The 13,282-nt window shown below is 36.8% G+C and carries 9 protein-coding genes; all 9 read right to left on the reverse strand.

The window, feature by feature from the left end; all coding sequences use genetic code 11:
• Positions 1–40 precede the first annotated feature (40 nt).
• Entirely contained in the window at positions 41–1,228 is a 1,188-nt protein-coding gene (locus BUB48_RS13160; protein ID WP_073026692.1) for a phosphoglycerate kinase, read from the reverse strand.
• Between the two features lie 37 nt (positions 1,229–1,265).
• The gene (gene gap / locus BUB48_RS13165; protein WP_073026693.1) at positions 1,266–2,276 is read right to left on the reverse strand and encodes a type I glyceraldehyde-3-phosphate dehydrogenase; all 1,011 of its coding nucleotides are present in this window, start codon (positions 2,274–2,276) and stop codon (positions 1,266–1,268) included.
• Positions 2,266–3,306, reverse strand: coding sequence for a sugar-binding transcriptional regulator (locus BUB48_RS13170; protein ID WP_073026694.1), 1,041 nt, complete (start codon positions 3,304–3,306; stop codon positions 2,266–2,268). The genes gap and BUB48_RS13170 overlap by 11 nt, the downstream gene beginning before the upstream one ends.
• 204 nt (positions 3,307–3,510) lie before the next feature.
• Positions 3,511–4,914 (reverse strand): RNA polymerase factor sigma-54, encoded by a 1,404-nt coding sequence (gene rpoN, locus BUB48_RS13175; RefSeq protein ID WP_073026695.1) that lies wholly within the window; start codon positions 4,912–4,914, stop codon positions 3,511–3,513.
• A gap of 141 nt (positions 4,915–5,055) precedes the next feature.
• The gene (locus BUB48_RS13180; protein WP_073026696.1) at positions 5,056–5,937 is read right to left on the reverse strand and encodes an ABC transporter permease; all 882 of its coding nucleotides are present in this window, start codon (positions 5,935–5,937) and stop codon (positions 5,056–5,058) included.
• Between the two features lies 1 nt (position 5,938).
• On the reverse strand, positions 5,939–7,051 hold the full coding sequence (locus tag BUB48_RS13185; RefSeq protein ID WP_207648346.1) for an ABC transporter permease: 1,113 nt from the start codon (positions 7,049–7,051) through the stop codon (positions 5,939–5,941).
• Positions 7,052–7,062: 11 nt separating this feature from the next.
• Positions 7,063–8,583, reverse strand: coding sequence for an ABC transporter ATP-binding protein (locus tag BUB48_RS13190; RefSeq protein WP_139249990.1), 1,521 nt, complete (start codon positions 8,581–8,583; stop codon positions 7,063–7,065).
• A 118-nt stretch (positions 8,584–8,701) separates the two neighbouring features.
• On the reverse strand, positions 8,702–9,766 hold the full coding sequence (locus BUB48_RS13195; protein WP_084524624.1) for a BMP family lipoprotein: 1,065 nt from the start codon (positions 9,764–9,766) through the stop codon (positions 8,702–8,704).
• A gap of 166 nt (positions 9,767–9,932) precedes the next feature.
• Entirely contained in the window at positions 9,933–13,280 is a 3,348-nt protein-coding gene (locus BUB48_RS13200) for a cobaltochelatase subunit CobN (protein ID WP_073026698.1), read from the reverse strand.
• Between the last annotated feature and the right edge of the window lie 2 nt (positions 13,281–13,282).

Below are 13,282 nucleotides of genomic sequence, written 5' to 3' on the forward strand. Positions count from 1 at the left end.
TATTATCTGATTATGGAGAATGGCTGTCAACCATATTATTCTATTTATCGTTTATCACAGCTATACCGGGCAGAGTCTTTCCTTCCAAGAATTCAAGGGAGGCTCCCCCTCCAGTTGATATATGAGTCATCTTGTCTCCGAAACCAAGCTGTTCCACTGCAGCAGCCGAATCTCCTCCACCGATGATTGTTGTGCCATTTACCTTTGACATGGCTTCCGCTATGGCATATGTGCCCTTTGAAAATGCTGGCATTTCAAATACTCCCATTGGTCCGTTCCATACAACGGTTTTTGCATTCTCAACTATTTCACTGTATATTCTCCTGGTGTTTTCTCCTATGTCCAAACCCATATAATCTTCAGGTATTTCTCCCGCATCAACAGTCATGTGTTCTGCATCGACTTTGAACTCTTTTGCTACTACAATATCTACAGGAAGTAAAAGTTTTACACCTTTTGATTCTGCCTTTTTCAAAAGCTCACTGGCTAACTCAACTTTATCTTCTTCCAGAATCGATTTTCCTGTTTCTTTACCCATAGCTTTTAAGAAATTAAATGCCATGCCTCCACCTATGAGAAGGGCATCTACCTTATCAATAAGGTTTTCAATAACACCTATTTTATCTGATACTTTAGCACCACCCAATATAGCCACAAATGGTCTTTCCGGATTTGATAGAGCCTTTCCCATAACATCCAATTCCTTTTTTATAAGGAATCCAACGGCTGAAGGAAGATAATCCGCCACTCCGGCTGTAGAAGCATGAGCCCTGTGAGCAGTACCAAAAGCGTCATTTACATATAATTCACCTAGAGAAGAAAGTTTCTTTGCAAACTCAGGGGCGTTCTTCTCTTCTTCTCCATGGAATCTTACATTTTCAATAAGCATTACATCTCCATCTTTTAAAGATTCTGATTTTTTTAGCGCGTCTTCACCCACCACATCTTGAGACATGATCACTTGTTGCATCAGCAATTCTGATAGTCTTTTTGCGACAGGCTTCAATGAGTATTGAGGATCAACCTTTCCCTTTGGCCTGCCCAAGTGAGACATAAGTATAACTTTTGCTCCCTTGTCCCTTAAATAGGTAATGGTAGGAAGTGCCTCTCTAATCCTTCTGTCGTCAGTTATATTTCCCTCCTTGTCCATAGGCACATTGAAGTCAACTCTGACCAGTACTTTCTTGCCTTCCACTTCCAGGTCTTCAACTGTTCTTTTATTTAACATTCCCAAACCTCCATTACATATAGCATTAATCTGGTTATTATAGCCTATCGGCAATATATTTGACTAAATCCACTAATCTGTTGGAATATCCCCACTCATTGTCATACCAAGCCACAACCTTTATCATATCATCATCAAGAACCATGCTAGATAAAGCATCAACTATCGCTGAATGAGAATTGCCTTTAAAGTCAATTGATACAAGAGGTTTTTCACAATATTCTATGATGCCTTTCATACTGCTTTCAGAGGCTTCTTTTAGAACTCTATTCAATTCTTCAACAGTTGCCTTCTTGTCTACCACAGCTACAAAATCCACAACAGATACACTTGGAGTTGGAACCCTCATAGCCAATCCGGTGAGTTTGCCTTTCATCTCCGGTATTACAAGAGATACTGCCTTTGCAGCTCCTGTAGTAGTAGGAATTATTGATAAGGCTGCTGCTCTGGATCTTCTCAAATCTTTATGTGGTAAATCTAATATTCTTTGATCATTGGTGTAAGAGTGTACTGTTGTCATAAATCCCTTCTTAATGCCAAAAGCCTCATGTATAACCTTAACTATCGGAGCAAGGCAGTTGGTAGTGCAAGAAGCATTGGAAATAACATTGTGTTCTTCTGGTATATACTTACCTTCGTTAACTCCCATGACAATGGTAATGTCTTCATCCTTTGCCGGTGCTGATATGATGACTTTTCTTGCTCCTCCACGAATATGAGCCTGGGCATCTTCTTTTTTAACAAACTTTCCTGTAGACTCTACTACAATGTCTACACCATAGTCACCCCATCTTATGTTCTCAGGCTTTGATTCAGCACTTATTTTAATTTTCTTACCGTCAACAGTTATATAGTCCTCACCAGCTTCAACTTCCTTATCATATATTCCATATGTGCTGTCATATTTCAATAAGTGGGCAAGGGTCTCAGGTTCTGTTAAATCATTTATCAATGCGATTTCCATGTCCGCACCAAATTTCTCTTGAGCAATTTTTAAAAATGGTCTTCCTATTCTCCCAAAACCGTTTATTCCAACTCTAATAGCCATTATTCATACTCCTCCCTATATTATATATTTGTTCTCCAACTTTTTCATCAATTACTAAAATATTTTTTTCTTTTCCTTTATTAATAGAAATAATCGCTTCAGCTTTGATTAAACCTCCTGCAATACATACGACAGTGCTAATATTTCCATATCCTTCTATTTTTATACCTATACTTCCACTTTTGTGTATGACTTCACCTTTTTTATTGAAGTAATAACCAAAAGCTTCAGCGAAAGCACCTTTTCTTTTTAAATTATTCTTCATTTCATCATCTAGCTTCCTTTTTTTTGCAATTTGCTCAAATGTGCTTAGACCAAATATGAAAATATCAGCACGGTCAATCAAATCAACAACTTTTGATATATTTGGATCAGCTAACATGGTTTTCAACATTTCCTCGTTTATATTTTGAGGCAAATATAAAGGATAATAGCTTGCATTTATCTTAGCTGCTAGTTTCTCAGCAACCGCATTTGCCTGTGTTGCATGACTTCCGTTATTTCCTCCGATAGCAGGTACCACCACTACCTCTTTTTTATCCAAATCTTTTGCATTTTCTGCAACAGCCATTGTTGAAGTACCTCCAGTTACTGCTATTATTGAGTTATCTCTAATGTATCCCTTTATATATTCGAATGCTTTTCTTCCCATTTCTTTCAATACTTCTGGCTTTTTCTCACAATCTCCAGGCACAATTATAACTTTTTTCACTCCTAGCATTGTTTCAAGTTCTCTGGACAACATATTCAGACCTTTAAGCTCTTCCATATATACCGATATCTGATTTAGTATTTCTTCCCCTTCTTTTGTCACACTCATACCCTGAGGTTCAACCTTTATGAGATTTTGCTTCTTTAAAATATCCAATTCACTTCTTACCCATCTTTCTGTTTCGTCCAAAAGATATGCAATATTTCTTCTACCAACTGGTTGATTGTACTTAATAGTAAGAAGTATGGAGTACCTTTTTTCTATTATTTCAGATATTTCCGGAGCTATTATTTTTTGAATTTCAATAAAGTAATTCATCTCACCCTCCTATATAGGACTTATTTTGTCCCGCGTTCATTTTTTGTCCCAATGTGATTATACAATATTTTTTATTTATAAGCAAATATTAGAATCTTTAGTATTAAAAAGCAAATTAATCATCATTAATGAAGCAAAAAAAGAGGTTATAACCTCTTTTTATATTATAAAATTTATCTATCCATTAAGAATCATATTATACTTTTAATATCTTTTTCTTCTCGAGGATGAAGGTATTCCTATTTCGTCTCTATATTTTGCCACTGTCCGTCTGGATATTTTTATGCCTTTGCGACCTAAAAGATCTGCTATGGTTTGATCGCTAATTGGTTTTGAATTATCTTCTTCATCTATAATTGATTTTATCATCTTTTTTATGCTTTCGGATGATATGTCCTCACCGCTCTGACTTCCTACACCGCTCTTGAAAAAATATTTCAATTCAAATAATCCCCTGGGAGTTTGGGCATATTTACCGCTTATAGCCCTGCTTACTGTAGATTCATGAACCTGCACCTCATCCGCAATATCTTTTAATGTCATGGTCTTCAGATATCTGCTTCCTTTTTCAAAAAAGTCCATCTGATAATCTACGATAGCTTTCACAACTTTATACAGCGTATTTTTCCTTTGCTCCAAACTCTTTATAAGCCATAATGCAGAGGAAATTTTATCATTAATAAAAGTCATAGTATCAGAAGACTTGTCCCCATTATTAATAATATTCTTATAATATCTGTTAACCATAAGCTTAGAACTATAGCTGTCATTTATGGTTATCACATATTCATCATCCACTTTTTCTATATACACATCAGGTATTATATACCTGTTGTCTGTACCACATGAAAAAGCTCTCCCAGGCTTCGGCTCCAGGCCTTTTATTATATCGCTGTAATGTTGTACTTCTACAACTGAGATGGACAGCTTCTTAGCTATATGATGAAGCCTATTGGCTCCGATATCATCCAGATGCTCTCTTATTATGGTTATTAGGTTATCATCAGCTAAGCCTAATGCATTCACTTGTATCAAAAGACAATCTATAAGATCAAGGGCTCCCACGCCCAAAGGTTCAAAAGTTTGAATGACCTTTAACACTTTTTTGATTTTCTCCCTGCTGAGTGAAAGCTCTTCTGATATTTGCTCTATTGAAGATGTCAAATATCCATTGTCATCTAAACTTTCAATAATATATTCACCTATTGCTCTTTCACATTTACTTAGTTTCAATGCCCTCAACTGAAAAAGCAAATGGTCTTTCAATGTATCCGAGTAGCTTACATAGTTCTCATAGTTATTTTCTTGACTCTCCTCTATGGCGGCGTTCTCTAAACAATAGCTTTTGCCTTGATATTGAAAATATTCCTTCCAATCTATTTCTTCTAACAGTTTGTTCTTATCCATTATGTTTATATCGGTGTCTTCCGGCTTTTCTTCTGGAATGTCTTCTATAACATCAAGAACAGGATTAGTCTCAAGTTCCTGCTTCACCAAATCTTCTAATTCTATTGTCGGAAGTTGAAGTATCTTGAGTGCAAGCTTTAACTCCGGTGTCATAATCAATTTCTGCTGCTGCTCTAAAACCAAATCGTATCCCATTCTCATCCGCCTTCACCCCCATAAATGAGTATTTATCTTTACATAATATTATATCATATGCGCAAGCTTTATCCTAATAAATTTGCAGTAAAAACCTCGCCAACGCCATTTTATCACTCATGAAAAAAATAAGCCCACAATGTGAGCTTATTTTTCTCCCTTTTCATAAGGTATTCCATCAGCTGCAGGCGCAACTGATTTTCCGACTAATCCGGAAACCGCCATCATTGTCAGTATATAAGGTAAGGCAAATAAGAATTCTTTTGGCACATTTATTCCAAGAGACATTGACACTGTCTGAATGGCATCTGCAAAGCCAAAGAACAAACATGCCAAAGCCGCACCAATTGGGTGCCATTTACCGAATATAACAGCAGCCAGTGCTATGAAACCCTTACCTGCTACCATTCCTTCTTTGAACAAGCTGATAGATCCAATGGACAATGCAGCTCCTCCGATAGCACCTAGAATGCCGCTTATTATTACACATGTGTATCTGACTCTATAAACATTTACACCCAAGATATCTGCTGCTCTAGGATGCTCACCAACAGCTCTGATCCTTAATCCAAAGGGTGTTTTATATAGAACAAAATAGGATATTGCTACCAGTATAAATGCAAGATAGGTAAACATATTAAATGGTCCCCAAGGTGTAAAATAATTAACATTGTCAGTCTGTCCCGGTTTACCCCATATTTCAACCAATAGGAAGGTTGTCAAGCTGCTTGCCAATATGTTTATTGCAGTACCTACAACTGTTTGATTTGCTTTAAAATGAATGCTCAAAAATGCCAAAAGCCATCCAAAAAAGGCTCCGGTTGCTATGGCTCCAAGCAAACCTAAAAAAGGAGATCCTGTATAATATGATACTAGTACGGCACTGAAAGCTCCAACAGTCATCATACCTTCAAGACCCAGATTTATAACGCCTGATCTTTCAGATAAGGTTCCTCCTAATGCTGTAAAGATAAGAGGTGTAGCTGATCGTATAGTGCTTCCGAATAATATAGTAATTATATTCCACATGCTACTTTACCTCCTCTTTCTTCATATATGATTTTATCTCTTTGTTTTCTTTATATCTTTGAACTGTTATTCTCACGAAGTTTGAAGCAACAAAAAGAAGTATGATACCTTGTATAATTCCAACTACTTCTTTCGGTATGCCTTCAATCTGCATCATAGGTCCGCCTTTCTGCAATACTCCAAATAGAAAAGCAGACAATAAAACACCTATAGGATTATTATTAGCTACCAAAGCTACCGATATGCCGTCGAAGCCGTATCCTGTAAGTCCAAATAAGTTATTTACCCTATATTGCACACCGGCTGTCTGAATTCCGCCTGCAAGTCCTGAAAATAGACCTGATATAACCATTGCCAAAACAATATTGCGCTTTACATTTATTCCACCGTATTCAGAAGCGCTTGGATTAAAACCTACAGCTCTTATTTCATATCCTGTGATAGTCTTATTGAGCAAATAGTATGCTATAAAAGCTATTATAATAGCTATAATTATTCCTATATGAAGTCTTGAATACTTAAATTGCTCAAAACTCTCTGCAAATCTCCACAGCTTAGCAGTAGGAGCAACTTCATAGGAAAAAGCTTTGCCCGGCTCGTTCAAGGCTGTCATTATAAGATAATTGCTCAGATTCATGGCAATATAATTCATCATTATACTATTGATAACCTCATGAGATCCTACTTTTGCCTTCAACCAGCCTACAATTCCTGCCCAAATACCGCCAGCTAATGCTCCTGCCAATAATGTGATGGTTACATGCAATATAGAAGGCAGACCTTGAAAAGCCCATCCTACCCATACTGCAGCCACGCTGCCCATTATATATTGACCTTCAGCTCCTATGTTAAATAAGCCGCATCTGTATGCAAAAGCAACAGATAAACCTGTCAATATTAATGTGGTAGTAGTGACCAGTGTCTCACCAAGTTTATTTAAATCTCCTAATGCCCCTAAAAACAAAGCTTTATATGCTGCAAAAGGGTTGTTGCCAAAAGCATATACTAAAATTCCTCCAACAATGAAGGACACTATTATTGCAGTTAGGGGATATAGGATTTCTTTAATCGTATTTCTAAGCGTACTTTTAATTTCATCCATCCTGCTTTCCATTTCTACACCCCCTAATGCTTTTCTTCTGACTTGCCGCCAGCCATCATTATACCAAGTTCAAATTCGTTGGTCTCTCTTGCATTAACAATGCCGACAATCTTCCCGTCATACATAACGGCAATCCTATCGGATAAATCCATGATTTCATCTAACTCCAATGACACCAATAAAACTGCCTTGCCTTTATCTCTTTGCTCAATAAGTCTTTGATGCACAAACTCAATGGCTCCTACATCCAATCCTCTGGTAGGCTGTGATGCAATGAGCAATGAAGGTTCTCTGTCCAATTCCCTTGCAATGATGAGCTTTTGTTGATTTCCACCAGATAATGATCTGGCATTGACTCTTTCATTAGGCGTTCTCACATCGAATTCCTTTATGAGCCTTCTAGAATATTCTCTAATCTTCCTATAATCCAACCCCATACCTTTTTTGAACTTCTTATTTCTTTGAGAACCTAGTATGCTATTTTCATATAACGAAAAATTCAGCACCAGACCTCTTTTATGCCTATCTTCAGGTATATAACCAACACCGCTGTCAGTTATTTCTTTTGGTGTGAGATTAGTGATATTTTTTCCATTTAAGATTACTTCACCTGATTCAACCTTATTCAAACCTGTTATGGCTTGCACCAGTTCATTTTGTCCATTGCCGTCAACTCCGGCAATACCTAAAATTTCACCACTTCGTACTTCAAGATCTATGCCTTTAACTGCTTCTATGCCTCTATGGTCCAATGCTCTCAGACCTTTTACCTGTAAAACAGGATTCCCTACTTTTGCTTCGGCTTTTTCTACATTCAAACTAACCTTTCTTCCTACCATCTTTTCTGCCAGTTCTTCCATAGTTGTCTCTGATGTTTTCAAAGTATCAATAACCTTACCTCTTCTGATTATTGTTACTCTGTCGCTCATGCTCATTACTTCCTTGAGCTTATGAGTGATGAGTATTATTGATTTTCCCTGACTTACAAGACTTTTCAATATAACTCCCAATTCCTCTATCTCCTGAGGAGTCAATACTGCTGTAGGTTCATCCAATATAAGGATTTCAGCTCCTCTATATAGAGTCTTGAGTATCTCAACTCTTTGCTGCATACCTACTGATATGTCCTGAATTTTTGCCCCCGGGTCAACCTTAAGCTCGTATTTTTTTGATAGCTCTTCAACATCAGCGATAGCTTTCTCCATATCAAGAGATAATCCTTTCTTAGGCTCTAATCCAAGAACAATGTTTTCTGCCACCGTAAAAGGCGGTACCAGCATAAAATGCTGATGTACCATGCCAATACCAAGAGAAATTGCCACATTTGGATTGCTTATTCTTACTTTTTTGCCTTTGACATATATCTCTCCTTCATCAGGAGTATAAAGACCGTAAAGTATATTCATCAATGTAGTTTTACCTGCGCCGTTTTCTCCCAGTAAAACATGTATCTCGCCTTCATTTACTGTTAAATTAATATTATCATTAGCTCTTACGCCTGGAAAGGACTTGCCAATACCCTTCATTTCAATAACAGCCGACAATAAATTTCCCACCTTCCTAGCACTAACTTTTTATACAAGCTAAAAATATTATACAATTAAATCATAATAAAAGCTAGAGGCTTGCGCATCTAGCTTTTATTATTTATTGGATATCTTACTATTTAATTTCAACAGGTTTGAAAGTTTCCAATTCTTCTCTTGTTGATGGTATAGTTATACTTCCATCGTTTATTGCAGCTTTGTACTTTTCTACAACTGCTGCTACATCAGCTGGAACATTGTTTCCACCGTCGCTGTATCCAACACCTTCGTCTTTTAGTCCAAGCTCTAAAGCATTTGCTGCGCCGCCTTTGAATGTGTTGTTAACATAAGCTTGGATTACTGTGTATGTAGCTGTATCAACTCTCTTGATCATGCTGCAAAGAACTTTGTTGTTCTTAGATTCTTTTGCCTGATCCTGGTCAACACCGATTGCCCAGAAGCCTTTTTCATCAGCAGCCTGGATAACACCGATTCCGCAAGAACCAGAGGCATGGAATATTACATCTGCACCTTGTTGATGCTGAGCCAATGCAACTTCCTTACCTTTGTCAGGGTTGTCGAAAGCGCCTGTGTAGTTAACTATAACTTTTGCATTTGGATTAACAGATTTAACACCTGCAATATAACCAACTTCAAACTTATGAATTGTTGGGAAGTCCATACCGCCTACAAAACCTACAGTATTAGTTTTTGTAGTAAGACCGGCTATAAGACCAACCAAGAAAGAACCTTCATGTTCCTTAAATGTTATTGACATAACATTTGGCTTGTCAACAACTGTGTCGATTACACCAAATTTCTTGTCTCCATACTGATCAGCTGTAGTCTTCATAGCATCTTCAAACAAGAAACCTACAGCCAAAGTCAAATCTACTGACTGAGCCATGCTTCCAAGGTTTGGAGTATAATCGTCTTGCTTTGTGGATTGCAATAATTTTGGTTCAACACCAAGTTCTTTACCGGCTTTTTCAATTCCTGCCCAAGCAGAATCATTGAAGGATTTGTCGCCGATACCGCCTACGTCAGTAACCATACCAAAGGAATACTTTGGAGCTTCTGCTGCAGGTGTCTCAGCTGGTGTTTGCTCTGCAGGTGTTTGTTCTGCAGGTTTAGAACAACCAGCAAGAAGGCTCAATACCATCACAAGAGCCAACAATAAAGAAATATTTCGTTTTGTCAATTGCATCTTCCCCCTTAATTTTTATATAAAATATGCAACACTTATTACATATTCTACACCACTTTTTAAATTCCTGCCTAATTGTAGTAATAATATTATATTATATTCCATTTCTATATAATAAATAGTTTCCTAAAATTCAATATTTAATACATATCAATAATTATTATAGCGTATTCTCTCTCTCAGTATCAGTTGATATCATATGAAATATTTCATTTAAATCTTTAAGCTTATCATTCCACTCTTTGATATCATCTTGATTCAAAATCTCTATTTCTCCGCCCTGATATTCACCTTTAATGTTTTCGTGCAACTCTTCCATATCTCCTTCAATCTGCATATAAATGCTCTGTAACTTTTTTAAGACTTCAGGATTGGGTTTCCACTTGCCTCTTTCATGGAGTTCTAAAAATCTTCGGCATATCTCTTCAATTGCATATTTATTATGTTGATTAAACCATTCCCTCATTTTTTCATCATTTGCATATGTGTCCACTATCCTATCAATGTTTTTATCGTCAATATTTTCCGATAAGCACTCCCAATCAAATATGTTCTGTATTCTTCTCATCAATTCTGCAGCCCCTGTATAATTTCTTTCCTTAATGCTCTCATTCCATAGAGGATTAAAAAAAGTTTCCTCCATAATTTTTTCTATTTCATCCTTTATACCAGAAACCAAAATGTTATCTTTATCCGCAGTATTTCCATGATATTGCTTGATTTCTTTATCTGAGAACATTTCTTTAACAGTTTTAAAACCACCTTCTACAGATGCAGCAAAGCCGGAAGATAATATGTCATATCTTCTTGAGATAGTAGCTTCATATGATAAATTTGCATCTTTTACATTTTCTATGAATTCATGATTAGCTATACGACCGTTCAAATTATTGCCATAAGCATAACCAGAAAATGCTGTAAATATTTTTGCTATATCTTCTTCTTTCTTCCATGCACTTGCTTTAAGTGCAAGATCAACTCCTGCTCCGTAAGCTCCCGGCTTGTCACCAAATATTCTGATGGTTGAACGTCTTTCGATATTATCTGCTTCTGCCATCTTCAACGCTTCAGCAATTTTTAATGTGTTCCTTCTCACATAATTCTTATCCAAGGGTTCATCTAAAGAAGAAGCAAAAATAACCGCCTGATCCATTAGATTTACTGCTTCCGGATAAGCGTCTCTTAAAACTCCCGATATTCTGACCACTACATCTATTCTGGGACGTTTAAGTTCATCCAGTGGTATTTCTTCCAGCCCTTCTACCTTTCCGTTATCATTCCATACAGGTCTTATCCCCATGAGGTTCATCATCATGGATAGCTGTTCCCCTTTAGTCCTCGATATATCTGTTGAAATCATATTCATGGCTATCTTCTCAGGTAGTGTTCCTTCCTCTTTGACATATCTTTCAATCAACTGCTCTGCAAGTTTAGCTCCTATCATGTATGCTTCCCGTGTGGGTATCTTTTCTATATTCATAATATAGAAATTTCTGCCAGTTGGCAATATACATCTCAGATCATCTCCCGGTATTCCTGACAACCCAGGTTCCACAAATTTCCCATCCAGGGCTCTTATAATGCTCTTTATTTCATTTTTTACCTGTTTTAGGCTTTCATAGGTTTCAAATATCTCAATCTTTATGTCATCTAAAACTTCCGTGGGTATTTGATTAATATATGGGCTATCAATTTCATTCCCTTCTATGCATTGATAAATCAATTCCATCATTAAAACATTATATTCATATTCATCTTTACAAACCTTTCTCATTTTTGATGCGTTTTTACTGCTTCCATCAATTGATTCTTTTATATAAGCCGCTGCCTCTTTTATCATAGGTACTTCTCCAAATATATGAAGCTTTTGCTCTCTGTTGTTGTTTACCGATTGCACCAAAAGGCCTTTTAACTTTTTGGCTCCATCTAAAAAATTCTGCTCCGAGTTTATAATTTCTTTGGCTTTGGGAATTGCCTGCGCCATGTTCTCTATTTCTTTTTTCATTAAATCAGCTTGATCATTGTTCACTTCTTCTGCTTCCAGATATTCTCCTATAAGCTTTGCCAGTTTTATCTTATCCATATCCACTGCCAGACTGGAAGGCATATAATCCAGTATTATAGCACTGCTTCTCCTTTTGGCGCCTGTACCTTCTACTCCTATTCCTGCATTATAAATGTATATATTGGGCAGATTTCCAAGAACCAAATCAGGCCAACAATCGGAAGACAATGCATTTGCTTTACCCGGCAAGTATTCCAAGCTGCCCCCTGTACCTACATGTATAACGGCATTTGCTTTCATTATTTCTTCTATATATCTGTAGGTGGCAATATACTGGTGAGGTGGAGGACATTGGGGATCGTGCAATATTTTACACACTTCACCGGTACATTTTGATCCATAGCAACCTCTTTTGGGTTGAAGCATTATGGCAACATTTTCAAATGCCAATCCGCTTATTATTATCTCCCCATTAAGCACCATTCCTTCCCCTGGCACGGTTCCCCATGTTTCCTCCAGCTTTTGCTTCATTTTTTCATCAAATCTATCATAAAATTGCATATAGCCCTGCTTACCTTCCATGGGCATGCAATAAATTGCACCTCCAGCATCCACTATGCTTTCCACCGTAGTCCACCTAAAATCCTGATATGCTTTTCGTTTCATAATTATTTCATAAAGCTCCTGGCCGGTATCTGGTATTTTTCCTACCCTATATCCATTATTCTTAAGTTCCTTTAATATTTTCACCACGCTTTCAAACACATCCAGCCCTACTCCGATACCTACAGTTGCTTCAACACCTGAACAAGGAGCACTATGTATCATTAATACAAGCTTTTTTTCACTGTTTTTTAACTGCCTCAGTTCCAACCATTTAGAAACTCTTTTTACAAATCTATTTATACGCTCCATTATGGGTTCAGTAAAGCCAACATCATTACGACAACCTACTATTATAGGTTCAATCATTCCCATCATTTCACTTGTTGTAAATGCCCAGGATATTTCACATGACAGTCCCCTTTTATTCTCTCTCCACTCCTTTTGACTTTGAAAGTAGCTAGTAACAGGTCTAAAAACAGGTATATCCATTTGCTTAAATATTTCTACTCCATTATGAAAGGAACTGCCGCTTTTACCATTACCTATGGCAGTTAACATCTGAAAATTCACCAGTCCATCGATTACAAGTCTGCCTTCAATTGAAAAATAATCTTTGATAACACTGTTGAAATCTTTTATCCCTTTTTTGCTTTCAAATGTTGAATAGCTAAATGCCGGTATAACATTTATTCCTGCCCTTTCAAATTCCTCTATCAATACCTTTTCAACCAAAATATTATCTTTTAACCAGTTATTCTGATGAATAAGCAAACCTATCCAGGGACCATTGTCAGTTTTTTTATGCTTTTCATACCACTTCATATAACTTTCTGATGAATCAAAAATAATATCTGCCTCAGGATGAAAAATACCATCATAAATATCTGACTTATTCATTG

The sequence above is a fragment of the Lutispora thermophila DSM 19022 genome (assembly GCF_900142105.1).
GTDB lineage: Bacteria > Bacillota > Clostridia > Lutisporales > Lutisporaceae > Lutispora > Lutispora thermophila.